Source organism: Neptunomonas japonica DSM 18939 (assembly GCF_000422765.1).
In the GTDB taxonomy this organism is placed as follows: Bacteria; Pseudomonadota; Gammaproteobacteria; order Pseudomonadales; family Balneatricaceae; genus Neptunomonas; species Neptunomonas japonica.
This window is the reverse complement of sequence record NZ_AUGR01000009.1, coordinates 97,753-123,744: the sequence shown is the minus strand read 5'-3', so window position 1 is coordinate 123,744 and position 25,992 is coordinate 97,753. Positions and strand designations below refer to the sequence as shown.

Below are 25,992 nucleotides of genomic sequence, written 5' to 3'. Positions count from 1 at the left end.
GATAATTATGAAGCATAACAATATATTACTCACTTTCTGCCTACTACTTGCCAGTAGTAGTGCATCAGCTCACGTAGGGCATGATCATAACCACTGGAGTAGCGAGCCAATTCACATGTTGTTTTACTGCGTGATAGCTTTAACTGCTGTCACAGCCACGATATGGACAGTAAAAGTTAAACGTAAAAAAAATGCGAAGGAGTACCAACAATGATCTACTCCATATTTAAATCCCTTGATCTAGTAATGGATTTTACTCCTGCAGATGCCCACTGCGATATTCCATGTAAAATATACGACCCTCAAGTTGCTCAAATAGCAACATTAAGTGTTATTCGCTTCATTGATTTAATTCAGGAGTTGGAAAAAAAAGATAAACTAACACTAGCAGAACAAGCCACTTTAAGTCGCTTAGTACAGGAAAAAGAGAGTCACGCAACCAAGGTGAAAGAAGAAATTCGCGTTATTTGGGGCGACTATTTTAAACAGCCTCAGTTTACGCAATTTCCAGACACCAACGCATTAGTGCACAACATTATGCTAACCGCTTCTAGCTGCAAGCAACATATCAGTCGTGATCATGGTGAAAAATTACTTAAACTAGTAAATGAATTTTCAGCCAACTTTTGGGCCACGAAGGGAATTTCAACCTTCTCAGCTGACTGCCCATACCCCCCATCAATGCCAGTAATCTATCCAAAATTGGGGTAACCAAATGGGCGTACGTATCCACTCTGTTCGTGGTCGTAGTATGGATCCCATTTTTCGGGACGGCGATTATATTGTGAGCTTCAGCTGGCGCTTTAGTCGATATCGTGTCAATGATGTGGTAATCGTACGCCACCCCATATATGGCTCCATTATCAAGCGAATTATTGATATCGATAATGCAGGAGCCGTGTTGTTAGCCGGTGATAATCCGGCTAGTACTTCCAGCGAAAAGATAGGGAGGCAACCCAAACAACTAATAATAGGTAAATTGCTGTGGCATATACCTTATAAAGAAGAGCAACCTGTTCAGCACATCGATTTCAGATAGTACGAGAAATAGACCTTGTAATTACCTATAAAATGATTACAAGGTTTATAGAATTTTTATCATTTTATAAATCATGCTCGTGAAGACAGCGTGTCGTAAAAGTAAATACAAGAAGCTATTGGAATCAGTAAATGCTCAGCATAAATATAAACAAAGGGATATTTTTCACGTGTTTAATATTTGGGCCTATGATTAGCGCAATTTCATTTGTATTCAGTAGCTTAATAATAGTTCTTCTTTCAGGAGATTCTGTTCTTATTACAAGATGGCTAGACAGTGGGCAAACGTTAATATACTGGACAGTGTTTTTTTCATATTTTTTTGTTATAGCCTCCATCTTCAATAACTTTACTGCCACACTACCAATATTAATATATTCATTGCTTTTATCTATCTCTATCAAGCCATATTTAAGTTGCATTTCAAATTATGGATTAAATAATAATATAAAAGTTATCAGTATTATATGTCTTAGCATTTTATACGGAGTGTCTATTTATGGATTTTTTATATGCACTGGATCTGCATTTTTCATAAAAAACGCTTTGAATATATTGTATTCTGTTGTTATTCCTACGTCATCAATACTTGGACTATGGTTTGGCTTCCTTGAGGTGGATAAAAAACCTTAAGAGTATTTACTGATGATGAGTGAATACACAGCCAGCCCTTACTCCTACCCGTATTTTAACCTATTTATGTATTTCACTCTTAAGTTCTTTTAGTAATTTCAAGCCTTTCTTTCGCTGTGCTTTAATAACTCTTAGCTTTTCTTCAAGCCTTTTTTTAGTTTTTTTATTACTCTCCTTCTTAACCTTATCTTTAAGTAGATTTTGTTTTATCTTTAGCTTTTTCAGAAGGCGTTTTAGTGACTCATACTTTGTAATTTGTTCGCGCCTATCCGTACCGAGAAAGCTCTTCACTTTTTTTAACAAATCATTAGTATTCATTTACTTGTATCCTCAACATACCCATCTACAACCTCTTTGATCTCTACCTCATCAAGAGCAACACTATTTTCTGCCACCTCATCATCTTGATCTGAAGAGGTAAATAGAATTCCTCCCATATGAATAAGGTTTCGACAGATATCCTGATAGTAAGCACTATCATTCATAAGAGAGATTGCCATTGCTGCGCTGATACGGTGCTCGCGAATCAGTCGATCCAACCTCCCTGTTTTAATAATGTCTCCCTCTTTTATTTCTACTTTAAGCTGATCAAGTGATAAAATCGTTGCTGACTCATCGTCTCCGGCTCGTATAACTTCTAATTCCTGCAGCACGCAACATATTTGAATACGCATATTGTTATATTCTTGGCGAATATCCGAGTTCGCCGAAATACTATAAAGCTTCAGGTTTTTTTGCAGATGTTTGATACCTTTAATGGTCTCAACTAGGTCGCGACCAACTTCTCTCAGTAACAAGAGTCTATCCAAGTGGCCTGCTGCCCCTACTGAGTTTTGAGACTGACTAATAAATGCCACGATGTCTGCATAAATAGACTTGATGCGTCTTTCGTATACATCATCAATATCTTGCTGCAAAATAATTTTACCCGAGCTATTAATGATATCTTCAATTTCATTTTCTGGAGCAAGCACACTTCTATTTAAACTTAGACCTTGAATGATGATATCTACCGACAAATCATAAAGGCGTACTGTCTCTTTTCTAACCGCTTCTATAGCAGCGGCAGGGATCTCTGCTGATGCAGAAGAGAGATAGCGAGATTTTTCAATTTGTGGGGCCTGAACTGGCAGCACACGCTCAAGAAGTGAGACTAACCTCTCTGTAAATGGCACCATAATAATGACACCGGTGATATTAAAAATGGTGTGGAATACGGCTAGCTTGAGTGTGTAATCATCTTCAGCAATACCTATTGTGGTGGACACCATGTCTACCAAATCAGTAACAGGATTTATAGCCAGCATGAAAAAAACACCAGCTGCAACTTTGAAGAGCACATCAGATAACGCAAGCCGCTTTCCGTCAGTATTAGATGTCAGCGACCCTAACACAGCAGTGATAGTGGTACCCACATTGGCACCAATCACTAAAGCAAGAGCATTCCCATAAGTGACCTGCTGTACCGAAAGCGCGGTAATGACCAGCACTAGCGTCGCATGGCTAGACTGCATAATAATAGTCGCCACAATGCCTATCAGCGTAAAGACCAGCACCCCAACAAAGCCTTCCATGGCATAATCAGTTAGGCTGATTTGATTTTGGAAGGCCTCAAAGCCCTCTTTCATATAGTGAATGCCGAGGAAAAGAAAACCTAACCCAGCTAGGATGTAGCCAAACCCCTTCAGGATTTTTGCTTTTTGAAAAATAAAAATGACACCAAACACCAGTATTGGCATTGCATAAGCAGAAATTTTCACCTTCAAGCCAAAGCCTGCAATCAGCCAAGCTCCAGTGGTACTACCAACATTGGCGCCAAAAATAATACCCATACCCTCAACCAGCCCGATAAGGCCTGCACTGAGAAACGAGATAGTAATAACAGACACCAATGAACTGGATTGCATCACAGTTGCCGCGGTAAAACCAAACGTCAGGCTTTTCCACATTTTGTTGGTACTTTTACGCAGGCTCCTTTCAAGAGCCCCGCCTGCGAATGCATTAAAGCCTTGCTCAAGGGCTAGCATTCCAAACAGGAAAATGGCCACGCCCGCAGTAATGACCTTAAAGTCAGGGCTAAGCCAAAACCCGTAAGTTAATAATAAAAAAATTGTAGGTAAAAATATTTTTTTAACCATACAAACCTATCAGTCAAATTTTCTATATTACATTCAACATATCTTATTACTAATAATAGACTCTGAAAGCCATCACTGTGGCAGCATCATCCCTCTGATAGTAAAGTAAATTATGGCCGCCATCACACCCGATGCAGGTACTGTAATAACCCAAGCAGCGGCAATTTTCAGCAGTGCTGAGCGCTTTACTAACTCTGTTTTATAGACTTTACGCAGCTCCTTGCGTTCTTTTTTAGATAAATGCTCTTTATTAGAGCTTTTCTTAAGCTGTTGTAACATTTCCCCTTTTGTCTTAATGGATGCTTGTCCAAACTCAGCTAGATAGGCTTCTACTTCTACAGGGTTATCATTTTCATGATGGTGCATAATCTCTATGGTCATTTCAGTGTAGCTTGCCTTTAAAAATTCTCGCAAAAAACCAACACCGAAAACACCGCCTACAGCAATATGCGTAGAGCTAACGGGTAAGCCTAGTTGCGAAGCAATAATCACCGTAATGGCTGCAGCCATAGCAATGCAAAAAGCGCGCATCTTATCCAGTTCAGTGATTTCACTTCCTACAGTACGAATGAGCTTTGGTCCATAGAGCGCCAACCCTATAGCAATACCTACGGCCCCAATCAACATAACCCAGAGTGGTATAGACGCTTTTGTTGCAAGCCCGCCACTTAAAACCGCATCATTGATTGCCGCTAATGGACCTACGGCGTTGGCAACATCATTTCCGCCGTGGGCAAAACTTAGGAGTGCAGCCGCAAAAATCAAAGGCACTGTAAATAAACTGTTAACGCTCTCTTTATCGTTGCTGAGAAGATCGGCAGCGCGCTGAATAAGTGGTCTTACCAAAAAATAAACAACGCCAGCAACAGCCGCACCTATCAATAAAGCGGTTACCAAGTCGACCTTCCAGATCTTTTTAAAGCCTTTCATCATTAAGTAAGTGCTAAACGCCCATGACATAAAGAGAACCAATAATGGCACCATACGCTTAGCTGCCGCAATCATATCGTCTTGATAGGTAATCGTTCGCTTAATTAATAAGAGAAATGCAGCGGCAATCATTCCGCCAAAAACAGGAGATATAACCCAGCTTGCCGCAATGCTGCCAAGCTGTGGCCAATTGGCTATTTCCCATCCGCCAGCAGCAATACCCGCGCCCAATATACCGCCGACTATTGAGTGTGTAGTTGAAACCGGAGCACCTGCAATAGTGGCTAAGTTTAACCAAATAGCACCGGCCAACAACGCCGCCATCATTAACCAAATAAACGTTTGGCTGCTGGGTATAAGAGAGGGATCAATAATCCCCTTCTTGATGGTACTCACCACATCACCGCCAGCAATTAAAGCGCCGCTGGCTTCAAATATGATCGCTATTAAAATAGCACCGGTCATTGTTAATGCTTTTGAGCCTACAGCAGGCCCTACATTGTTAGCCACATCATTGGCACCAATGTTCATCGCCATGTACCCGCCGATCATAGCGGCAACCACGAGCATTACATGGTCTGTGCTATCCATTCCTATCCGGCTTGTATACAGCATGATGCCCACAATAAAAAGCAACGCCGTTCCACTTCGAAAAAGCTCTTTACGCCCATGGCCAGAGGCTGCTTCTAAATGATGAAGGTTGTTAATATCCATAAAACCATTACCTGCTTAAAAGTTACTATTGTTACAAGTTAATAATGCCTAACCGACCCAAACTTTGTCGGTTCAAACACGCTTAAAATTCATACTGACATTGCTTTTTAGGCATAACCGGAACGGTAACGGCATTCAGGGCTTCTATCAATGATTTGTGTCGTTTTTTTGTCATTATTATGTAATATAAAGTACATTTTTCACGAATCATTAATCTGGTCTTTGCTGTGTAGCGCTAAACGCTTTAAGCACTGTTTCTTTCAAATATATAACGGGCATCTATACACGGAGGGATTTACTCGCACAACCTAAGTGATATGATCAACACTCATACCTTCCGACTAGGCAGCAGCACTCTCATGAAGAAAAAAGGCTTTCTACAAAAAACCTCTCTGGTCGCAGGTATTATCAGCGAATTACTTTGCGTGTTCTGTCTTGTAATGCTTGTTATTAAAGCGCAAGAGCTAGGTATGGAAGATGTCATTTCTGCCAGCTATATGGCCTCTGCTTTTTTCTTTTTCACAACGGGTTTTGTGTTAATTATTATCGCTAAAGCGAATGTGCCAAGTTTTAGTTTTGATGAGTCTGTTGAAGATTAATAATGTCTAACCACCTTCTAGCCCTTTAGCCAGTGCTTTAATATTCATCTTCAGCCAAGCCTCTATACCTGATTTTAGCGGTTTTTCAGCAGCATCAAGACTCCATTGGCTATTAGTGTTTTCAGAGTTATTATTTTCATACTTAAGCAACTGTAATGCCCCATCACTACAGCCACCTTTCTCTTCTATAGGCAAGAACAAAGCTTGAGCCAGTGGATTAAGTTCGGGGCTCATTACACAGATAGCCATCGGACCTTCACTCATCAAATACTGATCCAGCTGCGATGAGTAATTTAAAACCTGTAGGCGTAACTGTTGTTGGTTACTATGTATCATTTCGGATTTTTCTGGCCAGAGACGACTCAAGTCATGTGCAAGAATACGCGACATAACCAGCAAGTTATCAGGGGCTAACCAAAAATAATCCTGCTGTCGTACCGGATCGGCACTAAGACTTATCTGGCTTCCAGGTATATCAAGCTCTCTCGCAATATCAATTGGCACTATGCGTATATTCTGGCTACGTAATTTGCCGTACACGCGATAACGAGGCCAAATTGATTCCACAGTAATCACAGCCTGATACGGACTACTGTGCTCAATACGTTGACCACTCTTATGCTGTAACCAGTTAGCAATACGCTTAACCGGTAATCGAGACGGAGGAAGATAAACTGGCGTAATACCGGTACCTATCAAAAGGCTCTCAGCTAGCGCTTGAGAGATAGGCAATGTAGTAGCGATCCTAGTTTTGTCAGCGGCCTGTAAAGGTTGAAAAACGAATAAAAACACAAGAGTTAGCGTTGGCCACAATAGCTTCATTTATAAACACTCATCAACTACATCACTTTAAAAAATAAATTTAAATCATTGTTTTTAATCTATTTACCAGTACCGCAACAATAAACCCAACGCTTGCAAGCAACACAATTGAGGCACCCGATGGAAGCGGCAGATCAAAAGCCATTGGCAATAAAATGCCTGCGATACAACAAAGGGTTGAAAGTAGAATATTGGTCCAAAAAAATTGCATCACATTACGGGTAACAAGGCGCGCTGTGGTCGCTGGTATCAGCAACATAGCTCCCACTAAAATGGCTCCAGCAATCTTTACTGCGGCTACGGTAATCAATGCAATTAACACGACAAACACATAGTCATAAACTCGTACATTAATACCACTAACACGAGCAAGCTCAGGGTTAAGTGTAGCTACTAGCGCCCTATTACCAAACACTAACATAGCCAAAATACAAAGCGCTGCGATCAAGGCTAGAATGGCCAGATCAATATCTTGAACCGTTAAGATGGAACCAAACAATACGTTTTCTAGGATATGAATATTCACCTTACGGGCAACATAGAGTAATAACGCGGCTCCCATAGCAATAGCGACGGCTAAGAAAACGCCGACCAGTGCATCATAAGGCACAGCAGTTCGACTCTTAACCCAGTGCAATAACAAGGCAAATATAAGACAAAAACTAAACAATGCCGCAAAAGGATGTGACGCAGGCTCTCCTAATAGAATACCTATCGAAATACCTGTTAATGCAGCATGGCCTACTGCCTCAGAAAAAAAAGCTAATCGTTTAATCACGACCAGACTGCCCATCCCGCCCAGTAAGGGGCCAATCATAAGTGCTGCGATTAAGGCATTAATTAAAAAACCATATTGAAACATCTCAGGTAAATACCCACTGGCTTGTAATTCAAATAAATAACTACGTATGAATTCCATCAAGCAACCTCAGCGGTCAGATTAGTGCGACCTAACACTTGCTCTGCACTACCCGTGGCCTTCAGGCCACCATCGATCAGCAATAAGTTATCGGCATAACGTCGTACATAATCCATATCGTGATGCACCATAACTAAGGTGCGCCCCTCTGCTCGAAGACGGTTTATCAACGCCATAATGATTTCCTGCCCTTCTCCATCCAAGCCCGACAGAGGTTCATCCATAAACCATAAAGGTGAGTCCCAATGTAATGCCTGTGCAAACATCAGGCGCTGTCGTTCGCCACCGGACAATTCGCCCAACTGCAATTGCTGCTTATCATCCATTCCCACTTGCTGTAACAACGCATGTACACGCTCAAATACTGTCGAAGACTGTCTAAAAAATAAGGGCCTTTTACTGATACTTGCCATTAAATAATCTGCCACAGTAACGGGAAGCACTGCATCAAATAGCGGTTGTTGAGGTATATATGCAGGCTTGTTAGTAGCATTTTTCTTATCAGGCCAGCACCTTATGACCTCTCCACGATGCGGTTGTAAGCCCAGCATTGTTTTTAGCAATGAGGTTTTTCCAGCACCGTTAGGGCCAATCAATAGGTGTAAGTTTCCTGCCGCAAGCTCTGCATTGATGGGTGCAAGTATGCAGTTGCCATTTAAGGTCAGGCCAACATCTTTAAGCATAATTGAGGGGCCGATCACTGAGAGCCTCCCGCTATACTTGCTGAGTTTCCAGCATATTGTCGAAATGCCAACACTAGTGTTCTTAAATTCTGCTCCATCTCACGACTGAACTGGTCACGGTCGTATGCGCCATAGGTCATATGAGAAAAGTGATAGATACGGATACCCGTTGCCTGCTCAATAATCTTCACATATCGGTTATCCATATTAAGCTCAGTAAACAAAACCTGAACATCCGCCTTACGGATCCTATCGATGGTTTTTTGCAACTGACTAGCACTGGGCTCTACTCCATGAGCAGGCTCAATAACGGTATCAATAGAAATACCAAACTCCTGAAGTAAATAGCCATAGGCATTATGAGTGCTAGCAATACGGATACCCTTAAGATCCAGACCGAATAATTGTTCTGCGTAACGTTTTTTCATATTGCGCATATCACGGGCAAACTGAACGGCATTTTTTTTATAATAACGGCCGTTATCTGGGTCCAGCTTGGCAAGCTCACGTGCAATCGAATAAACCTGTCGGACGGCCGCACTGATAGAAACAAAAGTATGCGGGTTCCAAGCTCCCTGGCTATTAGCGGATGCTAACAATGGTACGTCAGCATTAGCTTTAATGACTGTGAGGTTGCTTCCTTCACCGAGCTGGCTTTGCAGAGTGTCTAACGCACGAAAAGCAAACTCATCATGACCAATACCATTAACAACCAAGGCATCCATAGTCATTAGTCGCTTTAGATCTGCTGGCTGCATCTCATAGCTATGGGGATTAAAACCCGCGTCCACTAAAGGTACGATCTCTGCTCGATCACCGATTACGTGACTGACATAGCTATAGTAGGGATGCAAAGTAATACCCACGCGTAATTTATCGGCAACAGCCGGCATACTCGCTAGCAGCACCAAGAGAAGTGTAAAATTACGCATTGTTAAATACCTGCCAACTTGCATCGGGGTGACAATTTTTTGTTTCTAGTGTGTGCTCAACAGCAGTGACTAAAGAAGACCAGTAGACATTGATCCCTCCATCAAACGTCAACATAAACTGAGCTGACGACTCAGCACGTTCTGGTATGCCCAAATAACAACCCTTTAACTGTTGCCAGCGGTAGCTCGCAACATCTTGTATTTGTGATGAAAAAGGAGGCAGGTCAGAGGCTATTAGTTCATCTATTTGAGGAAGAGAATCTCCGTTTTCTGCCATAAATAGAATCTCGTCTCCGGCATTTATTAGCGCAACCAGAACAGCTTTCTCTATCACACTTAAACTCAGATGCTTGGGTGGCGGCGTAACATCTACTTGATTTTGAGAACCCCAAAAACCACCCAACAACAAGATCACGACAATTGCTAAAAATACCCCCGTAGTTTCCTTGCGACCATTATCTGGCGTAACACGCTCGCTATAGCCTTCAGAGTTCACCAACATCTACCTCCACAGGAAACTCATGCCCAGAATCAAACTGCAGGTAGTACTCCCCTGAGGGGCGTGAAAACTCTACTTTAGAAAACTTATCTGACTTCTTTTCTTGTAGCAGGTTTTCATCATAATCAAATAGGCGTACGACTTTACCAATGGCTTTACTGCCATCGGTAAAACCTACTTCACAACTAATCACCTCTAGATTTGATTCACAAAACATCAACGGATAGTGCGCATACACAGTTGTGCTTTGTAGTAACCCGGTGAGTAATATCGCGGGCAACCACTTGCTCAAGATCATTCTAAAATCACTTCAAAAGTCAGATAGCGCCCAGACCACACTTCATCAGCCAACGGAGAGTCAGACGGAGCAGCAAGTGCTGCGTACATTAGCCAAGGGCCCGCTTGCTTTGGTGTGAAATTAACCTCACCGCTAGCATCCGTGGTTAATTTAATACTATTACGATCATTACGGTAACGGGTGCCCCCTGGTGTGATCTCTACTTCTACCCCTGCTACTGGCTCACCATGTAGGCTTAATATAAAGCTAGCTTCTTCACCCCGAACGATATCGTTAGGATGCGTTACCGGTGTCAGTTCTAAGCCTTTTCCCTTTGGTTTAAATACAGTATCGGTTGGAGCATTACGGCTGACATAAACGACCGTTGACATATCAATGAGTTCGGTTTTAATATCACGCGCATCAGCAGGTAATTTGTCTTTTGCGTTAATCTTATCTGCCATCATGCGCTTTGGTGTATCACGCTTACCCGATTTATAACTTGTGAAGTAGAATGGTGGGCGCTGCCCTTGAACCCTGTAGGTTCCTTCTTGAGTTAACTCCACATCAAATACGCTGCGGCGATGCCCCTTAAAAAAGCTCCCCAGTCGGTTCTGGTCGCCATCAGGAGAGGTTACTTCAATGTTATCGGCAGACACGCCTTTATCAAACCCGAAGACGGCATGCGACGCAGTCACATCAAAGGTTAGCCACTGGCTAGCGTCCCCAGAAATAGAAAACTCACTGGGCAATATCCACATCGGGTGTGCCTGAACAGAAGCAGACGCTCCTGCCAACAAAACACTACTCGCTAACGCCAAGTAACCCAGTCGCTGTTTGATCATTCTCATTGTTACTCTCCAACCTTAATTTGAACCGGCCCTAACTCCGTGCCCGCTGTTATTTCATATTGATGTGGTCTATCACCCAAGTGCACTTCCTGTTTCAACAGCGTGCGGTTCCCATGCTCACGTACTGATTCCATATAAATAAGGTGTGCACCGCTGAGTAGCTCACCGTCTTTGTTACGCCCATCCCACTTGATGGTGTATTTACCCGGTGCTCGAGTCGCCGCAGTAACACCATCAAAACTCACGCTATCTTTTGCAATCTCGTAACGACCAGCTTTACGCCACCATCGACGGACATCCTTAAGCCACTTCTTATCGTCATACCATAGCGCTAGCGTTTGTAAGGCCTTACGCTCCCCTTTACGTTCAACCCATACGGCAACAAAGGGCCGTTTATATTGGCCCGAACCAATAACTGGAAGTTGCAGCTCAACACTAACTGGCTCAGCTTGAGCCGTGCTGATAGACAAACACCCAACCAGCAATGGCAATAAAATAATGCGCTTCATACATACCTCATTCAAAAGACCAGCACCGCCCTATAACCAAGAAACATGACAAAAGCCCCAACAGCTGCAAGCGAAAACAGACGCATCCGGCGTTTTTTCTGCGGTATCACCAACCAAAAGCCCGTCAAGGTAAATAGCAGCATTAGCAAGGCTGAAATATCAATAAACACACTCCATATAGCACCGCTATTACGCCCCATATGTAGATCATTCAATACCGAAGTGGCACCATAGTACTGATGCTCCAATAGCACTATCCCTTCTGCTGGAAGCACTTCAACTAGGCTATAACCACCCGGACGCTTCACATCGATTAACATTAGTTGTTCATCTTCCTGCCAGTCATAGCTAACCTGATTGCCGTAAAGGTTATGCTCTTCAACCAACCAGCGGCGTACCTGTTCAGCATGATCTATCGGAGAGCGCCTCCAGACACTTGAATCACTTAACATTGAAGGTAATACCAGCTCAACTCGCTCTGGTGTCGGCGCATCGGGTAACCAGTCACGATGATTTAAGGTCAATCCGGTTAGAGTAAAAAACAGCATAATGATTAACATCAGCAGCGAGGTGTACACATGCAACATGCGAGCAACACGCTGACCATACCTAGCCTTTGATTGCTTTTTCCCACTTGATATAAAGCGCTGCTTCATCTCTCGTCACGCCATGTAAATTGATGGCACTCTCCACAACGCTGCCCACTACCACTTCGTCGAAGGGGAAAAAAATCAGTGCCCATAATCAAAGAACATAAGAAGCTGAAGGACGATTATTGCTAGGTGATTGACCGCGATTCAAACCACCTTCTTTTTTCAATGCAAGATCTACATCATTCAGGAAAAACGATGGACTGGTAATTGTAGTAATCCATGGTAAATTTTTTTTGCTCATCGAACTCTCGCAACTCAATCTAAATGACAATCGTTATCATTTTAATTATCGCTGTTAGAGTATCGATTTAATTTACATTCTTTACACGCTGCTAAGCTAAAAACCAGAGCATGGAAACTCCAGCACCACTCGCAGCCCCTTAGGATTATTATTTGAGGCGTACACACTCCCTCCCACTGCCTCAACTTGCCGCCTTACCAATGCTAAACCAAGACCTACGCCTCCTTGTTCTCGAGTACGTGCTTTATCTGTACGGAAAAAAGGTTCAAAGATTTTTTCCAGCTGCTCTTCTGCAACACCTTCTCCTTGATCTAGAATTTCTACACGAAAAAACTGTTCAGCCCTTAGCTGGCAACGCAAAGTAATCTCTGTATTAGGTGGCGAATACCTTAGAGCATTACGCAACACATTCTCGATCGCCTGCGCTAATGCACGCTGGTTACTGAGCTCTACAGGACAATCCATCTCATAGTCACGTACAACCTTGTGATTTGGGTACTCAAAGCTGGCGTCCTCACATAACAGATCTAATAGTGTGGCTAAATTAAAGCTATCAACACACTCGATTTGAGGCTTACCATCTAACCAGGCTAGCGTTAAAGCATCACTAACCAACTGTTGCATCAATTCTGTTTCACGGCCGATTCTGGGCAGTAATATTAATGCTTTTTGCTCATCAACTCGGCACAGATCCAAAGCGAGTTCAATCCGCGTTAGCGGTGTTCTCAGTTCATGAGAAAGATCACCCAATAATTGGCGCTGCGAGTTAATTAAACGCTGTAAACGCTCCGCCATGCTGTCGAATGAGGAAGCTAATTGTGTAATTTCATCACGACGCCGCTTGGGCATTTGCGGCCCTACGCGCGCATCAAGACAACCTCCCGCCAATTTCAAGGTCGCCTGGTTCAACGCCTCAAGAGGCCGCATTAGGTAGCGATAGAGTAAACAGCAAAAGAACATCAGCATGAGTGAAGGTGCAACCATTGCCAGCAGCGTATGAACGACAGAGGTATTGGGTCTGGGGTGCATAGCCTTCGGGAGCTCGATAATAAACGACTTCTTTTGCGACAAAGGAAAACCAATCAACACTTTGTCCATAAAGGTATGTACAGGCCAATCAACCTGACGTTGAAACCCCAATTTGTCAGCTAAGCTTTCAGGCAAGGGCTTATTAGAGTGCAAGGTTCCATCTGCATCTCTTACAGCAGACCATACCCCAAGACTACTCTCCACCTCTTCTGTTAACTCCAAAAACGCTTCTGAGTCACCCTTAATATAAGCCTGCTCCGCCCTTTCTGAATAATTAATAAGGGATTGGCGGTGCTGCGGTTTAATCTCAGTCATCCATGACGTTACTTGGTAAGAAACCTCATGCGCTACAGAGAACAACATGAGTGATACCGCTAACAAACCCAATACCATTTTCCAAAAAAAACGACGGCTCATTGGTAACAGTACCCTTTACCGTGAACTGTTTTAATGAGCTTTTTCTCAGGAATCACTTTAACCAATTTAGCTCGCAAGTTACTGATATGCATATCTAAACTACGATCATAGCGACTAAAAGGCTTGCTAAGTACCAACTGATATAAATAAGGTTTAGATAGCACTTCATCTCGCTGGCGTAAAAACACTTCTAGTAAGCAGTATTCAATCGGCGTTAAATTAATCTCTTTTCCTGCACAGCAAGCGGTTTGAGACACAGCGTCGAGCTGTAAAACACCATCTCTAAGCAGTTCAGGTGCCAACGGGTCGTCTTCCATCAGGCGCATGCTTCGTCGCAGGAGCGCTTCGATGCGTAATTGCAGTTCGGTCATATTAAAAGGCTTGGGCAGGTAGTCATCAGCGCCACTACTAAAGCCATCAATCCTATCTTGCTCCGCACCACATGCTGTTAACATAATAACCGGCGTATCACGGTATTGACGCAATCTTAGTAATACCTCTAGCCCATCAATCACTGGCAGTAATTTATCCAGCAATATCAAATGAAACGACTGGTTAATAGCGGTTAAAAGACCGTCACGACCATCAAAACATTGTCGTACTTGATAGCCCCGACTTTGCAAGGCATCTGCTAGGCTATCATTTACGGTTTTATCATCCTCAATCAACAGGATGCGCGCTGGTTGAAACGGCTTATTGGCTGATGCTTCAGCATTCATAATGTGCACGATTTATTCACTTAATTAACTCATTCCCATCATTTGCGGAGGCTGAATCTGCTCAAGGTAGCGCATCCAACTTTCTGCGGCTGGTTGCTGTCGCTTACTCTTTGCTGCCAGCAATAATGCTTGTCGCGCTTTGTGAAAGCGCTTCAATTTTATTCTTACAATACCCAGTAACAATTGAGCTTCAGACTGTTCCGCCTTGGATCGTTTTGTTAACTGTTGCAGTGTTAATTCAGCAGAACGCCAGTCGCGTAACTGCATTTGCATATGTGCTTGCTGTTGCAAGCTTTTATTAGACGGAGAAGCGCGATTTAAACGCACCAATACAGCAACGGCTTTTTTTGCCTCACGTGCTTTTACCCAACAATCACTGAGCAGCTGTAGTGTTTTTCTATTAGCTTTTAGTGTGCCGCTTTTCACACCTTGCTCGAGCACTTGGCCAGCATAAAAAGGGATATTCGCCTGTACCAACATCTGTGCTAACAAGCGGTAGTCGGCAGCGTCTACTAAAACACCACGCTCATACCCCATTCGCTGACTCGCCAACGCCGCTTTATGCCTACCCGCCTGTAACTGTAAGGACACCAGTTGTCTCCAGTTATCACCTTTTGCGGCATAGTGTTTAAGCAGTCGCTGCTGGGCTTTTATCGCACGTGACCACTGTTTTAATTGAATATAAGCGACCACTTTCAGCTGAAACCAACTCTGAGGAGCAACAGAGCGACTATTGATTGCAGTAGTAATCGGTTGAATTACTTTTTTCCACTGGTTTAGCTGACTATAAGCCTGCGCCAGCATCAAATAATCTTGGCCTGTAACTTTGTTGGCACTCACGGGGATCCACTGATTCATATAGCGAATGCAAGAGCGCCATTTCTCTTTGACACAGTGCACTTGAGCTAGCGTGTGGCCTAGACCGACCTGTTGCTCGGCCGGTAAAGCTTTTAATTGATAAGCCTGAGTAAGATAGGGTAGTGCCTTACTATAGCGCTGCCATTGCAATTCAAGTTGACCTAAGTTTGATAACAGTAGCGCCTTAGCATAGCTGCTACGGACCTGTTTTTTTGCCTTAAGAAACTGCTGCTGAGCGACTTTAAGCTTACCCTCATCAATCGCTTCAAACGCAGGTTTGAGCAATGCAAAATCACGCTGAGACAGCTGCTCTTGAGCATTTGAAAACAACGGTAACAATAACAAAAAAAGCATTATCTGAAGGTTACGCATATTACTTCTCCAGTTTGAATTCCAATTCCTGACGAGCCCGATACTCAGACGGCTGCCCATTTGCTAAACGGGTTTTAAAGCGCCATCGCTGCATTGAACGCAACACTGTTTTATCGAACACCCCTTTAGGGATAGATTCGATAACTTTCATTGATCCTGGTTTCACCGTACCTGTCGCAGTAATGACAAATTCCACTAATACCCGTCCTTCTTGTCGTCGACGAAGCGCACGCTGCGGATAACGTGGCGGCACTTGGCTCATAACCGTTGGATTCGTATCTATGGTCATCATCGGTGTGGGCATCGCTAAACTGGTGACATTGGTATTCACTGATACCGCCGGAGCCGGAAAAGACAAGCTACTAAACGATGGTGACAACTTCACACCTACGTCGATATCCGGAATGCTAATATCAGGTAACGACGCATTAAGTGTTGATGCCATCTCAGTTTTAACCTGCGGCATTGCGGGTTGTTGCTGCACTAACTCTTCAGGCTCATCCGGTAAACGTCGCTCACGAAGTGCTATTTCCGACTCCTGAACGTGCATTGAAAAATCTAGGTTGGGGTTAACCTGCCGCTCATCAGCCAGGCCATCTCCCATACGAGTGATCAGTGCCAAGGTATAAAACAGCAGTAATGACAATAAGAACGCCAAAGGGACCGAGACCAAAGTCCGAGTAATCATTACTCCCCACCTGTAGTAGCAACCGTGTATTGCACTTTTGCCAGACGTAATTGATCAATGACGCTGACCAACTGGCCTGTACTGGATTGCTCATCCGCCTGAATTACCACATTAACTTCTGATTGCTCGCTGCGTAGCCGCTCAATCGCGGGCCTCACCATGCGTATATCTAATGGTTTACGGTCAAGCCAGATATCATCATCAGAGGAGATCGCTATCAGCACCGCCGCTTTATTTTGAGCATCACTGCTATCAGCGGTTGGGCGATTCACATCGATACCTGACTCGCGAACAAAGGAGGTAGAAACAATGAAAAAGATCAACATGATAAATACCACATCTAGCATGGGCGTCATGTTGATTTCAGCATCGTCCTGCTGTTGAGATAAATTAAATCGTTGACGCATTACAGTATTCTCTGGTTCCGACTCAACGCCAATCGCAGTTGCTGTCGCTCAGCCTCTGACCAACGAGATAATCGGTTATGAAACAACAAGCCAGACACGGCAACAGCCATACCAGTCATCGTAGGAAAAGTAGCACTGGCGACACCCGCCGCCATTAACCGTGGGTTACCAGTGCCATATAGCGCTAGACTGTCAAATACCTGAATCATCCCAGTGACTGTCCCCAACAAACCAATTAGGGGGCACAAAGCAATGAGGGTTTTAATAAGTGAAAACTGGCTTTTCAGTGCTAAATCCAAGTCACAGGCCAAACTTAAACGCCTTTGCGCCAGCGGCTCAGCCGCTAACGCCAACAGTGTGTCACGACGCTCTACCGGATAACTAAAACCACGATAGATCAGGCGCTCTATGATCAATACAAACATCAGCATGCTGACCAATAAGATCGGATATAAAACCCAACCACCCGTCTGAAAAAACTGCCCCAAAGCGAACAGCCAGTCATGCATCCTGGGCAGCTCAGGCAGCACGGTCAAAAGCGCCTATGTTTGAATCAGACGTTGTTGTTTCTGCCAGCAAGCCTAAGCTTTTTTCTTGCAAAACTTGTGTAAGACGGCGCCCCCTTGTGGCCAAGTAGCTATGGCAAAACAATAACGGGATCGCTACAACCAAGCCTAATACAGTGGTCATCAATGCCTGAGAAATCCCTCCAGCCATCAGTTTAGGATCACTCGTTCCAAACAAAGTAATGCTTTGGAATGTCGCAATCATACCGATAACAGTCCCTAGCAACCCTAGTAAAGGTGCAACTGCTGCCAATAATTTAATAAAGCTCTGGCCTCGTTCCAGCCTAGGCAGCTCTTGCAAAATTGCTTCATCGACCTTCAGCTCACGCTGCTCATTTGATAGATCCTGCCCTTGCAAAGACAATAAAACTCGCCCTAACGCATTATTCGAATTCAACTCAGAACCATGGCGCAGCTGGGTACGAATCTGAAATTCATTACGCAGCATTAATATCATCTGTAGAAAGGCCACCAGCAGCCCTAACGCTCCGAGCACTAGAATGAGATAACCAACTTCCCCCCCTTGCTGAATACGCTCCAGCAGTTTGGGCTCGCGGTCCAACAGCATAAATAACCCCCCTCGGGTCGGATCAACAGTCACTTCATCTGAATTACCGGCTAAATAATCCAGCAGTGAAGATCGAGCGCCAGCGGGCTGAGTAGGTAACACCGAAAGCACTTGCTGTGAAACATTCCAATTAAGGAATTCACCATCTTTGCTGGCGGCACCAAACAAACCAAAACGTACCACTTCCTGTATTTTAGAATGACCATCAACGGCTACAACAGGCGCCTGAAAACGACTAATACGCCCGGACTCTGTCATTTCTAACTGCAATTGATACCAGAGTGTTTCTAGTTCTTTCAGCGTAGGCACTCTATTCAGCTCGGCAAAAGCAAGCTGCTCTGCCCGACCTGGACGCTCGGCACTCACTAACGAGTCCTCAAGTAAGGAGCGCAACTTGCCCGCCTCCTCTTTAGCTACGCCAAATACCTCACCCAATTGGCCAGAACGCTGCTCAATAAGCGCAGCGATTTCAGCCAGCTTCACATCGTTGGCGTCAAAGGATGTCTTTAACTTCTCTTGTTCAGCTTCCGCACTCTTCAATCTTTGCTGACTTTGAAGCAGCAAACTCTTTTGCTGCTTCAGGTCACTATTAAATAACTGCTCTCGCTTCTTATTAAGGCTACGATCTGTGGCTGTAAACTCACGCACTTCCTGCAGCAGTCCATCGAGAGTGACAGAGGCATTGGCAGCCGCTACTGCCATATTTGCATTGAGGGACAAAGCAATGGTTAGTAGAACTTTCTTGATCATGACCGAGCCTCCGGCGATGGTAACGCAAGGTCGATAAGGCTAGGAACTTGCTGCTGTAATGCAATTTGTATAGCTTTGCGCAGGGAGAGGTTTTGCTCCTCTGTTAATAACTGCCAACGCTCTTCACCTTGCAACCACAGGCCACTTTCTTGACCTCCTAATGTCTGATAGTAAAGTGCCGTACGCCCCAACCGTAAGAAATTAACCTGACGTCGCTTACCGCCTTCATCAAGCCCGCCACTGTAAGCTTCAAAGGTCTGCCCGTACTGAACCTCAACCATATAAGCCTCAACAATCTGACGATACTTCTCAGCTACACTTACGTCAGCACGCAGCAATAAACCTTCAAGTTTATTGAGCCGTTTACTACGCTCTTCTGGTAAAAAAGGTAAATCGATACGGGTAAAACGCTGCACGGTATCCAGCATCCGATTCAACATCGGTAGCACCGCTTGATCGGTCTCTTCTATCGACTTCAACTGCTCTTGAAGGTCAGTCAGTTCACGCTGTTGAGATTCAACCAACAAGCTTATCTGACGATTATAAGCATCGGTCACATCCGCCATGCGCTCATTATCAAGATATTCAGCACGAGCTTCTTGTATCGCAACATCAATGTTATCAATACGATGCTGGGACTGTTGCGCTCCCGCATGGCCTTTAGTTGTTTTTACTTCACCGCTGGTAAGCTGGCCTGCTTGCAATGCCTGCGAAGCAAGTATCAACAGCCCTAACAAATGACAGAATTTCATAAAAGACATCATTGAATCAAATCCGAATAGTAATGCAAATGAGAATGATTATTATATCATGACAATACTGAATCAAACATCTTTACATTTATTACAAACCCTAGATCAATGACAAAACATCCAAAGAAGGCTGGATAGCACTCAAACTAAACTAAACTATTTAAACGGCTTTGCTATAGAGCGATGCATAATAACCATCAGCTCCAATTAATGCCTCATGACTGCCCTGCTCAGCAATATAACCACCGTCAAAAACATACACATGGTCGGCTTGCTTCACCGCACTTAAGCGATGTGCCACAATCAGCGTGGTTCGCCCGCAAAGAAACGTAGATAATGCACTATGAAGCTTTTGCTCTGTTTCCATATCCAGGGCAGAGGTTGCTTCATCTAAAATCACAACTTTTGGGTCAGATAACACCATGCGAGCAATAGCCAAACGCTGCCGCTGACCACCTGATAAACGCACACCACTGCGCCCTACAGCAGTATCTAATTGCTGTTCCAACCCTTGCACAAACTCTTTTAGTTGAGCAATGTCCAAAGCCTTCCACAATTTATCTTCCTCAAACTCGCGCCCCATACCCAGATTGCTACGAATGCTGCCATTAAATAAAGCAGGGTGTTGCAACACTGTGACAACGTTTTCGCGAACCTGCTGGTAACCAATTTCTTGAACCGGGACACCCGCATAAGCAACCTGCCCCAGACTGACTGGATATAGGCCCAACAACACCTGAACCAAGGTAGACTTTCCGCCACCACTGGCCCCGACTAGCGCTACTGTTTGGCCTTCAGGGATTTTGAGAGATATACCGTTAAGAATTGGCTTATCTGCTTGGTAAGCAAAATGAATGTCTCTTAGTTCTATACTCACTGTATTGCGATCGCGAAAAGGATCTTTATACGGCGGATAATAAGGCTCTTGTGTCAACGACATCAGGCGATTAATACGTGCCAATGCAGCTTTGGCACCATACCAACTGTACTGAATTCCTAAAATTTCTTGCACCGGCCCCATCATGAACCAGAGATAACCAAATACAGCCATCATCTCTCCCACACTGAGGTCGGAAAATACCACCATCAACATAGCAACAGCACGAAACAACTCAAAACCCAGCAAGAACAAACTAAAGCTAAACCGCCCTGCCGCATCGCTTTTCCAGGCAAAGGCAGCTGCATTATCCCGCACTTGTTTAGCACTGCCTCGCAGCTCATCAATGTAGTGTTTTTCACGGTTGGCAGCCCGCAGCTGCTGAATACCATCTAGTGTTTCTGTCAGCAACCCCTGGAACAGTTCATAAGCTTTATTCTCTTTCGTCTTTAAGTGCTTAACTCGCTTGCCTACCAAGCGAGTCGCATAAATAACCAAAGGATTCATTAGCAAAATAAATAAAGCTAACTGCCAATGTATCCATAACAGAATAAATGCAGTACCTAGCACCGACAATATGGCCACGAGTAGCCTACTGACAGTTGATCCTATAAACTTATCAACTGTATCTAAATCTGTGACAAAATGAGCATTTACACTGCCGCTTCCTAGGTTTTCATACTCCGCCATTGAAATTCGCTGTAGCTGCTGCAACATTGCGCTGCGCATACGATAAGTAACTTCTTTGGCTATCAGCGTAAATTTTCGTGCCTGCCAGACGTTCAATAGCAACGCCACTAAACGCAATGACAACGTCAGCAGTAATATAGCCCCCACATAAAGCAACGGGCCGTGCCAGTTTTGTGGTGTTGATCCATTAACAAGAGCCACCATCTTTGCAGGTTGATTAAGTAGCACTTCATCAACAAGCAATGGCATAAGCAAGGGCAAAGGCACTAGCGCCGCTGCTGCAAAAACAGCAATCAGATTTGCCACCACTAGATCACGCTTATGCTCTAATGCAATACTGCGAATATACTGCCAATTATAAACGGGAACTTCTCTGTTAGATTCAGCATTTGATGAAAATGCGTTCATTCTGCCGCCTTGATTAACAAAGCTACGGTACGCTTCTCTGGTCCAGAGAACTGCAATACTGAACTTAAGCTGTAAGTATCTTCGGGGCCTGTTTCATGAACATCACTGCTAGAAGACACCTTAGCGGTCACAACCAATTCTTTGTGACCTTTCATGGTCATATTAGGCAAGACATACATCGCTTCAGTGAGCACAAGCGTTGCCGGCAACTCACTCAGCTTTACTCGAGTAGAGCTCAATGGCAATTTACTGCCCGGTGCTGACGCATAGACAAATACCGGCCAATCTTGGCTAAACGCCACCCCTTCTTGAACACTCAGATTTACTTTAATCACGCGCCCGCTATTGGCATAACTCAGCGAGACCAATAAGACAGAGCTGATTGCGGTGAGCAGCAATACAAAAATAAAGCGGTTAAGGCGCCCGCTAATTAGAAGAGCGCCACCGATAGCGGATCCTGCACAAGCTCCCACCACAAGCCAAACTGGCAAGTTATCTAATGCAACCCCGATACTCGCGCCTATACCAATACTGGTAGAGCAGATAAGTGCAGTAACAACGCCAGGAGAAACTTTATTTGCATATGACATATCAACATTTCCTTTTGATATTTTTTAGAGCATTACAACCATAGGTCGTTGTGAAGTTGGATGCGGCATGATCGATACATCAATAGAAAACAGCTGGCGAATCAATTCTGGGGCAAGCACCTCTTCCACTGCGCCTTGTGCAGCAATTTCGCCTTGCTGCAGCATAACAATACGGTCACCATACTGAGCCGCGAGATTTAGGTCATGCAAAATTGCCATCACACCAATCCCCTGTTCAGTTAATTCACGCGCCAGCTGCAAGGTGAGTTGCTGGTGAGCGACATCAAGTGCCGAAGTGGGTTCGTCCAACAATAAATAACGTGGACCGAATACAGACCTTTCCCAAATTTGAGCCAAAACACGAGCCAACTGCACTCGCTGCTTTTCGCCACCCGACAAAGAGGGATAAGAAGCATCCATTAAGTGAGTCATATCTACTTTATCTATCACTTGTTTCACTATTTCCACATCTCGTGCTCGCCCAGAACTATGCGGCAAGCGCCCCAGCATCACGACTTCTGAGACTGAAAATGGAAACACAAGCTGCGACGATTGTGGCAATACCCCCACCATGCGGGCTATATCACCAATCGGTAAACGTGAATACCTAGCACCATTAAGTTGTAGGTCACCTTCATAGAAGCTGTACTCACCAGACATCACTTTTAGCAAGGATGATTTGCCCGCACCATTAGGTCCCAATACCACGACCAGCTCGCCTGGGCTAATACTAAAATCCACGTTATTCAGTAGCGTTTTACGCCCTACACTAAGGCTAAGATGACTTACAGAAAAACTCATAAGCCCCCCTTTCGCGCTTGCAGAATAATCAGCCCAATAAAGAATGGGCCACCGATTATGGCTGTTATTAATCCGATAGGCAGCTCAGCCGGTGCTATCACGATGCGTGATAACATATCAGCCAACAACAGAAATAAAGCACCGAGTAGCGCCGAAGCAGGTAACAAGTAACGATGATCAGGCCCCAGGCTCATTCGCACAATGTGCGGCACCACCAGCCCAACAAAACCAATCATTCCAGAGACAGAAACTGCCGCCCCTACAGCCAGTGCAGACAACAAAACCACACGCACCTTAATACGGCTGACATCAACACCCAGATGGCGCGCTTCTGATTCACCCAACAACAGTGCATTCAAGCTTTTTGCATAACGTAGAATAAGCACCACGGCCACAGCAATCATTGTTGCGGCGGCGGTTACATTGTCCCACGTTGCTCCACCCAAACTGCCCATTTGCCAAAACGTAAGAGTGCGCAACATGGCATCGTCTGCCATATAAGTAAAAATACCAATACCTGAACCCGTAACGATATTAATCGCAATCCCCGCCAACAGCATGGTAGTGATAGAGGTACCAAAACGACTATTAGCTATCCAAGCCACTAACAAAGTCGTTATAAATCCACCCAAAAATGCCATCATCGGCAGGCTATAAATTCCCAACAGATCATGTAAGGGCTTTAAGACGCTGCCTCCCAGTACAATACTGGCCACTGCAGCAAAAGCCGCACCGCCAGACACACCAATCAACCCAGGATCGGCCAAGGGGTTACGAAACAAACCTTGAATAGCTGCACCACTAACCGCTAATGCGGCGCCAACCAACATACCAAGAATAGTACGCGGCATGCGGATCGACTCAACAACCATCACAACATGCTGAGGAACACTCAGCTCATTCAACCCCAAACGAGCAATGGCAACTTGCAAGGACTCCGACATCGACAAAGACATAGGACCCACGCCCACGGATATGATTAACGTGGATAGCAGTAAGATACCAAGTAACCCAAGCGTCCATTGCCCCCGAATTTCATGCTGCAAATTCATCGCACAACCTGAACACTAGAGTCACCGTATAGCGCCTCAGTTAACTCGCTAATGGCTTCACCGATACGCGGGCCGAAACCCAGCAGCTTAAGGCCATTCATAGTGATCAATCGCTTACCTTTTGCGGCGGGAGTCATTGCGAAACCGGCCTGTGAAAAGAGCTGATCAGCACTCACGGTATGACCTTGCCTTGCCATCATTAAAATCACATCGGGGCGCGCTGCTACCAACGCTTCTGCCGGCATAGGTTTGTAGCCATCAAAACCTGCAACGGCATTCAGCCCTCCTGCCAAATGAATCATGGTATCTGCACCGGTATTACCACCGGCCACCAAAGGCGAACGATCTCCCGCACTGAGCACAAACAAGACACGTAATGGCTGCTCTGCTTTAACCGCCTGTGCTTTGGCATCTTCAACTTTACGCTTAACCTCTGCCCATAACTGGCTACCTTCCACCTGTTTATCCAGCAGCGCAGCGACATGCATGATTTTTTCTTCTACAGCAACCAGTGAAGGTGCTTCGCTATATACACGAAAATCAACCCCCGCCGCTTTTAACTGCTCCACCACTTTATCCGGCCCCGAGTCCTGAGTAGCAATGATCACATCAGGTGACAATGACAGTACACCCTCTGCTGAGATTGCACGTTTATAACCAATTTGCGGTAACTTAGTGGCAGCTGCTGGATAAGACGACGTTGTATCCACCCCAACTAAGCGCCGCTCTTCGCCTAATGCATATACGATTTCGGTCAGAGCACCATCGGCGGACACAATACGCTCTGGTGCCGCCTGCACACCAGAGACAGAAAGAGCACTACACAACACTGCCGAAGTTATGGCCGCGCTCAGCACGGACTGCAACGTAATGTGTCTCATCAGGCGGCTTGCTCTTCACTCAGCATGCTTTCTGCCAGTTTTCGCCACTGCTGATTCTCAGGGCTACCTTCTTCACGAACACCAAAGAACTGAGCAATGGTTTCACCACCGGCATCATAGAGTTCAAGCGACGTCACCATGCCATCTTCCGTTAGCTTACGGATTAACCAACCACTCGTAATGCCCTCACGCTGCAGGTGTAAATTAAATTCAGGATCCAACACGTTTAACCAAGGACCCATGACTTTAATATTCTCTACGGGGCCGGTATGAATCTGAATATTCCCGTGATTGCCGACAAAACACATAATTGGCAACTTTTGACCCGCCGCTGTGTTCAACAACACTTCCAGTTGAGAGGTATCAAATGGAAACGCCCATGGCCCGCCAACAATTCGAAATGCCTGTTCACGGCTTATCTTGTGGCGACGCAACATGCCAAAAAACTGATGAATATCGGTCATAGCAGCCCACTCATCTACTAACTGATCACGATCGACTTCTCTATCTTCAACATAAACAGGGACATCTGTCAGCGCCTCATACGCTAAAGCTGTGCTCTGATCTTCTGCCCGGTATTTATCCACCAATTCAGCGTAAGCCTCTTCATTACTATCGGGCTGTAAAAATATCTTTTGGATTGCAACACCGGCTTTATCAAAAAACTGAAAACTGAAACGCGCGCCACGAGGCGTATCTTCACGTACGGCAAAACCCAATGCCCAACGACTTAGAATGATTCTCAGATCCACCTTGCGATCCTTAGCAATCACTAGACCCATTGGACCTGTAATCCGCACGTTCTCATAAACACCCTTACGTTCATGTACACAATGCTCATTGCGGGTCAGGGTCATGATGTAGCCTAGATCTGGCAACTGACGAATTAACTCAGCAAACTGGTTATTCAAACGTACGCGCTGAATACCACACTGCTGATCAACCATTGCGGCTTCACTTACACCCAGTACGGCGGCTTGATCGCGACGACGCAACTTAGGATCCGTCGCTAGTAAGCCCTTATATCGAATATATAGCGGCGACTCGTCTGCATCATGCTGAAATAGATTGTCCAGATTGCTCATAGTTTTCTCGCTTTTTACTTACTTTTAGGAAGGCTTTTGGAAGC

At 44.7% G+C, this 25,992-nt stretch carries 30 protein-coding genes; 4 read left to right on the top strand and 26 right to left on the bottom strand.

The genetic code is table 11. The annotated features are described in order from the left end of the window. The first annotated feature begins 7 nt into the window (after positions 1–7). From G511_RS24930 to G511_RS22080, 3 genes are read left to right on the top strand one after another with little or no spacing between them, the layout of a single operon-like run. Entirely contained in the window at positions 8–214 is a 207-nt protein-coding gene (locus tag G511_RS24930; RefSeq protein ID WP_036551578.1) for a hypothetical protein, read from the top strand. Then, the gene (gene sodN, locus G511_RS0107395) at positions 211–711 is read left to right on the top strand and encodes a superoxide dismutase, Ni (protein WP_028469080.1); all 501 of its coding nucleotides are present in this window, start codon (positions 211–213) and stop codon (positions 709–711) included. The genes G511_RS24930 and sodN overlap by 4 nt, the downstream gene beginning before the upstream one ends. 4 nt (positions 712–715) lie before the next feature. Continuing rightward, entirely contained in the window at positions 716–1,039 is a 324-nt protein-coding gene (locus G511_RS22080; RefSeq protein WP_051221683.1) for a S24 family peptidase, read from the top strand. A 692-nt stretch (positions 1,040–1,731) separates the two neighbouring features. On the opposite strand, the gene G511_RS0107380 is transcribed toward G511_RS22080, so the two are convergent. The 3 genes from G511_RS0107380 to G511_RS0107370 all read right to left on the bottom strand — a co-directional run bounded on the left by G511_RS0107380 (position 1,732) and on the right by G511_RS0107370 (position 5,453). Beyond that, positions 1,732–1,989, bottom strand: coding sequence for a hypothetical protein (locus tag G511_RS0107380; RefSeq protein WP_028469078.1), 258 nt, complete (start codon positions 1,987–1,989; stop codon positions 1,732–1,734). After that, entirely contained in the window at positions 1,986–3,809 is a 1,824-nt protein-coding gene (locus G511_RS0107375) for a Na/Pi cotransporter family protein (protein WP_028469077.1), read from the bottom strand. Before G511_RS0107375 ends, G511_RS0107380 begins: the two co-directional genes overlap by 4 nt. 72 nt (positions 3,810–3,881) lie before the next feature. Beyond that, positions 3,882–5,453, bottom strand: a complete 1,572-nt coding sequence (locus G511_RS0107370; RefSeq protein WP_028469076.1) for an inorganic phosphate transporter — start codon at positions 5,451–5,453, stop codon at positions 3,882–3,884. 359 nt (positions 5,454–5,812) lie between these two features. On the opposite strand from G511_RS0107370, the gene G511_RS0107365 reads away from it, so the two are divergent. Next, positions 5,813–6,052: a hypothetical protein gene (locus G511_RS0107365; protein ID WP_028469075.1), complete on the top strand. Its 240-nt coding sequence runs from the start codon at positions 5,813–5,815 to the stop codon at positions 6,050–6,052. A 6-nt stretch (positions 6,053–6,058) separates the two neighbouring features. Here G511_RS0107365 and G511_RS0107360 read toward each other — a convergent pair whose 3' ends face one another. The 23 genes from G511_RS0107360 to G511_RS0107245 form a co-directional block, all read right to left on the bottom strand. Further along, on the bottom strand, positions 6,059–6,874 hold the full coding sequence (locus G511_RS0107360) for a hypothetical protein (RefSeq protein ID WP_028469074.1): 816 nt from the start codon (positions 6,872–6,874) through the stop codon (positions 6,059–6,061). 40 nt (positions 6,875–6,914) lie between these two features. Beyond that, a complete protein-coding gene (locus tag G511_RS0107355) occupies positions 6,915–7,793 on the bottom strand; it encodes a metal ABC transporter permease (protein WP_028469073.1) in 879 nt (292 codons plus the stop codon). Then, positions 7,793–8,494 carry a metal ABC transporter ATP-binding protein gene (locus G511_RS0107350; RefSeq protein WP_028469072.1) on the bottom strand — a complete coding sequence of 234 codons (702 nt, stop codon included), beginning with the start codon at positions 8,492–8,494 and terminating at the stop codon, positions 7,793–7,795. Before G511_RS0107350 ends, G511_RS0107355 begins: the two co-directional genes overlap by 1 nt. After that, positions 8,491–9,408 carry a metal ABC transporter solute-binding protein, Zn/Mn family gene (locus tag G511_RS0107345; protein WP_036551574.1) on the bottom strand — a complete coding sequence of 306 codons (918 nt, stop codon included), beginning with the start codon at positions 9,406–9,408 and terminating at the stop codon, positions 8,491–8,493. The genes G511_RS0107350 and G511_RS0107345 overlap by 4 nt, the downstream gene beginning before the upstream one ends. Beyond that, complete coding sequence (locus G511_RS0107340; protein ID WP_028469070.1) at positions 9,401–9,910, bottom strand: DUF6162 family protein; 510 nt, start codon at positions 9,908–9,910, stop codon at positions 9,401–9,403. The genes G511_RS0107345 and G511_RS0107340 overlap by 8 nt, the downstream gene beginning before the upstream one ends. Beyond that, positions 9,894–10,205, bottom strand: a complete 312-nt coding sequence (locus tag G511_RS0107335) for a hypothetical protein (protein ID WP_036551571.1) — start codon at positions 10,203–10,205, stop codon at positions 9,894–9,896. The genes G511_RS0107340 and G511_RS0107335 overlap by 17 nt, the downstream gene beginning before the upstream one ends. Further along, complete coding sequence (locus G511_RS0107330) at positions 10,202–11,035, bottom strand: DUF4198 domain-containing protein (RefSeq protein ID WP_051221681.1); 834 nt, start codon at positions 11,033–11,035, stop codon at positions 10,202–10,204. The genes G511_RS0107335 and G511_RS0107330 overlap by 4 nt, the downstream gene beginning before the upstream one ends. Positions 11,036–11,037: 2 nt before the next feature. Continuing rightward, positions 11,038–11,544: a DUF2271 domain-containing protein gene (locus G511_RS0107325; protein ID WP_028469067.1), complete on the bottom strand. Its 507-nt coding sequence runs from the start codon at positions 11,542–11,544 to the stop codon at positions 11,038–11,040. 11 nt (positions 11,545–11,555) lie between these two features. Next, on the bottom strand, positions 11,556–12,200 hold the full coding sequence (locus G511_RS0107320) for a PepSY-associated TM helix domain-containing protein (protein WP_028469066.1): 645 nt from the start codon (positions 12,198–12,200) through the stop codon (positions 11,556–11,558). A 334-nt stretch (positions 12,201–12,534) separates the two neighbouring features. Further along, complete coding sequence (locus tag G511_RS0107310; protein WP_028469065.1) at positions 12,535–13,884, bottom strand: sensor histidine kinase; 1,350 nt, start codon at positions 13,882–13,884, stop codon at positions 12,535–12,537. Continuing rightward, a complete protein-coding gene (locus G511_RS0107305; protein ID WP_051221679.1) occupies positions 13,881–14,603 on the bottom strand; it encodes a response regulator transcription factor in 723 nt (240 codons plus the stop codon). Before G511_RS0107305 ends, G511_RS0107310 begins: the two co-directional genes overlap by 4 nt. Before the next feature lie 24 nt (positions 14,604–14,627). After that, a complete protein-coding gene (locus G511_RS0107300) occupies positions 14,628–15,833 on the bottom strand; it encodes a tetratricopeptide repeat protein (RefSeq protein WP_028469063.1) in 1,206 nt (401 codons plus the stop codon). Position 15,834: 1 nt separating this feature from the next. Further along, positions 15,835–16,521, bottom strand: coding sequence for an energy transducer TonB (locus G511_RS23780; RefSeq protein ID WP_051221677.1), 687 nt, complete (start codon positions 16,519–16,521; stop codon positions 15,835–15,837). Next, a complete protein-coding gene (locus G511_RS0107290) occupies positions 16,521–16,928 on the bottom strand; it encodes an ExbD/TolR family protein (protein WP_028469062.1) in 408 nt (135 codons plus the stop codon). The genes G511_RS23780 and G511_RS0107290 overlap by 1 nt, the downstream gene beginning before the upstream one ends. Then, complete coding sequence (locus tag G511_RS0107285; protein WP_051221675.1) at positions 16,928–17,458, bottom strand: MotA/TolQ/ExbB proton channel family protein; 531 nt, start codon at positions 17,456–17,458, stop codon at positions 16,928–16,930. Before G511_RS0107285 ends, G511_RS0107290 begins: the two co-directional genes overlap by 1 nt. Further along, positions 17,448–18,812: a MotA/TolQ/ExbB proton channel family protein gene (locus G511_RS22070; protein WP_156905171.1), complete on the bottom strand. Its 1,365-nt coding sequence runs from the start codon at positions 18,810–18,812 to the stop codon at positions 17,448–17,450. Before G511_RS22070 ends, G511_RS0107285 begins: the two co-directional genes overlap by 11 nt. After that, complete coding sequence (locus tag G511_RS0107275) at positions 18,809–19,564, bottom strand: DUF3450 domain-containing protein (protein WP_169565734.1); 756 nt, start codon at positions 19,562–19,564, stop codon at positions 18,809–18,811. Before G511_RS0107275 ends, G511_RS22070 begins: the two co-directional genes overlap by 4 nt. Before the next feature lie 160 nt (positions 19,565–19,724). After that, the gene (locus tag G511_RS0107270; RefSeq protein ID WP_028469059.1) at positions 19,725–21,539 is read right to left on the bottom strand and encodes an ABC transporter ATP-binding protein; all 1,815 of its coding nucleotides are present in this window, start codon (positions 21,537–21,539) and stop codon (positions 19,725–19,727) included. Then, on the bottom strand, positions 21,536–22,129 hold the full coding sequence (locus G511_RS0107265) for a c-type cytochrome biogenesis protein CcmI/CycH (protein WP_028469058.1): 594 nt from the start codon (positions 22,127–22,129) through the stop codon (positions 21,536–21,538). The genes G511_RS0107270 and G511_RS0107265 overlap by 4 nt, the downstream gene beginning before the upstream one ends. A gap of 24 nt (positions 22,130–22,153) precedes the next feature. Then, positions 22,154–22,930 (bottom strand): heme ABC transporter ATP-binding protein, encoded by a 777-nt coding sequence (locus tag G511_RS0107260; RefSeq protein WP_028469057.1) that lies wholly within the window; start codon positions 22,928–22,930, stop codon positions 22,154–22,156. Beyond that, positions 22,927–23,982: a FecCD family ABC transporter permease gene (locus tag G511_RS0107255; protein ID WP_051221673.1), complete on the bottom strand. Its 1,056-nt coding sequence runs from the start codon at positions 23,980–23,982 to the stop codon at positions 22,927–22,929. Before G511_RS0107255 ends, G511_RS0107260 begins: the two co-directional genes overlap by 4 nt. Continuing rightward, positions 23,979–24,863: a heme/hemin ABC transporter substrate-binding protein gene (locus tag G511_RS22065; protein WP_036551568.1), complete on the bottom strand. Its 885-nt coding sequence runs from the start codon at positions 24,861–24,863 to the stop codon at positions 23,979–23,981. Before G511_RS22065 ends, G511_RS0107255 begins: the two co-directional genes overlap by 4 nt. Beyond that, positions 24,863–25,948: a hemin-degrading factor gene (locus tag G511_RS0107245; protein WP_028469055.1), complete on the bottom strand. Its 1,086-nt coding sequence runs from the start codon at positions 25,946–25,948 to the stop codon at positions 24,863–24,865. The genes G511_RS22065 and G511_RS0107245 overlap by 1 nt, the downstream gene beginning before the upstream one ends. Positions 25,949–25,992: the final 44 nt, after the last annotated feature.

What these genes read in the sequence shown, in the direction of transcription:
- G511_RS24930 (WP_036551578.1), top strand. Translation starts at nt 8, where the DNA reads ATGAAGCATAACAATATATTACTCACTTTCTGCCTACTACTTGCCAGT.
- sodN (WP_028469080.1), top strand. Translation starts at nt 211, where the DNA reads ATGATCTACTCCATATTTAAATCCCTTGATCTAGTAATGGATTTTACT.
- G511_RS22080 (WP_051221683.1), top strand. Translation starts at nt 716, where the DNA reads ATGGGCGTACGTATCCACTCTGTTCGTGGTCGTAGTATGGATCCCATT.
- G511_RS0107380 (WP_028469078.1), bottom strand. Translation starts at nt 1,989, where the DNA reads ATGAATACTAATGATTTGTTAAAAAAAGTGAAGAGCTTTCTCGGTACG.
- G511_RS0107375 (WP_028469077.1), bottom strand. Translation starts at nt 3,809, where the DNA reads ATGGTTAAAAAAATATTTTTACCTACAATTTTTTTATTATTAACTTAC.
- G511_RS0107370 (WP_028469076.1), bottom strand. Translation starts at nt 5,453, where the DNA reads ATGGATATTAACAACCTTCATCATTTAGAAGCAGCCTCTGGCCATGGG.
- G511_RS0107365 (WP_028469075.1), top strand. Translation starts at nt 5,813, where the DNA reads ATGAAGAAAAAAGGCTTTCTACAAAAAACCTCTCTGGTCGCAGGTATT.
- G511_RS0107360 (WP_028469074.1), bottom strand. Translation starts at nt 6,874, where the DNA reads ATGAAGCTATTGTGGCCAACGCTAACTCTTGTGTTTTTATTCGTTTTT.
- G511_RS0107355 (WP_028469073.1), bottom strand. Translation starts at nt 7,793, where the DNA reads ATGGAATTCATACGTAGTTATTTATTTGAATTACAAGCCAGTGGGTAT.
- G511_RS0107345 (WP_036551574.1), bottom strand. Translation starts at nt 9,408, where the DNA reads ATGCGTAATTTTACACTTCTCTTGGTGCTGCTAGCGAGTATGCCGGCT.
- G511_RS0107340 (WP_028469070.1), bottom strand. Translation starts at nt 9,910, where the DNA reads ATGTTGGTGAACTCTGAAGGCTATAGCGAGCGTGTTACGCCAGATAAT.
- G511_RS0107335 (WP_036551571.1), bottom strand. Translation starts at nt 10,205, where the DNA reads ATGATCTTGAGCAAGTGGTTGCCCGCGATATTACTCACCGGGTTACTA.
- G511_RS0107330 (WP_051221681.1), bottom strand. Translation starts at nt 11,035, where the DNA reads ATGAGAATGATCAAACAGCGACTGGGTTACTTGGCGTTAGCGAGTAGT.
- G511_RS0107325 (WP_028469067.1), bottom strand. Translation starts at nt 11,544, where the DNA reads ATGAAGCGCATTATTTTATTGCCATTGCTGGTTGGGTGTTTGTCTATC.
- G511_RS0107320 (WP_028469066.1), bottom strand. Translation starts at nt 12,200, where the DNA reads ATGAAGCAGCGCTTTATATCAAGTGGGAAAAAGCAATCAAAGGCTAGG.
- G511_RS0107310 (WP_028469065.1), bottom strand. Translation starts at nt 13,884, where the DNA reads ATGAGCCGTCGTTTTTTTTGGAAAATGGTATTGGGTTTGTTAGCGGTA.
- G511_RS0107305 (WP_051221679.1), bottom strand. Translation starts at nt 14,603, where the DNA reads ATGAATGCTGAAGCATCAGCCAATAAGCCGTTTCAACCAGCGCGCATC.
- G511_RS0107300 (WP_028469063.1), bottom strand. Translation starts at nt 15,833, where the DNA reads ATGCGTAACCTTCAGATAATGCTTTTTTTGTTATTGTTACCGTTGTTT.
- G511_RS23780 (WP_051221677.1), bottom strand. Translation starts at nt 16,521, where the DNA reads ATGATTACTCGGACTTTGGTCTCGGTCCCTTTGGCGTTCTTATTGTCA.
- G511_RS0107290 (WP_028469062.1), bottom strand. Translation starts at nt 16,928, where the DNA reads ATGCGTCAACGATTTAATTTATCTCAACAGCAGGACGATGCTGAAATC.
- G511_RS22070 (WP_156905171.1), bottom strand. Translation starts at nt 18,812, where the DNA reads ATGATCAAGAAAGTTCTACTAACCATTGCTTTGTCCCTCAATGCAAAT.
- G511_RS0107275 (WP_169565734.1), bottom strand. Translation starts at nt 19,564, where the DNA reads ATGAAATTCTGTCATTTGTTAGGGCTGTTGATACTTGCTTCGCAGGCA.
- G511_RS0107270 (WP_028469059.1), bottom strand. Translation starts at nt 21,539, where the DNA reads ATGAACGCATTTTCATCAAATGCTGAATCTAACAGAGAAGTTCCCGTT.
- G511_RS0107265 (WP_028469058.1), bottom strand. Translation starts at nt 22,129, where the DNA reads ATGTCATATGCAAATAAAGTTTCTCCTGGCGTTGTTACTGCACTTATC.
- G511_RS0107260 (WP_028469057.1), bottom strand. Translation starts at nt 22,930, where the DNA reads ATGAGTTTTTCTGTAAGTCATCTTAGCCTTAGTGTAGGGCGTAAAACG.
- G511_RS0107255 (WP_051221673.1), bottom strand. Translation starts at nt 23,982, where the DNA reads ATGAATTTGCAGCATGAAATTCGGGGGCAATGGACGCTTGGGTTACTT.
- G511_RS22065 (WP_036551568.1), bottom strand. Translation starts at nt 24,863, where the DNA reads ATGAGACACATTACGTTGCAGTCCGTGCTGAGCGCGGCCATAACTTCG.
- G511_RS0107245 (WP_028469055.1), bottom strand. Translation starts at nt 25,948, where the DNA reads ATGAGCAATCTGGACAATCTATTTCAGCATGATGCAGACGAGTCGCCG.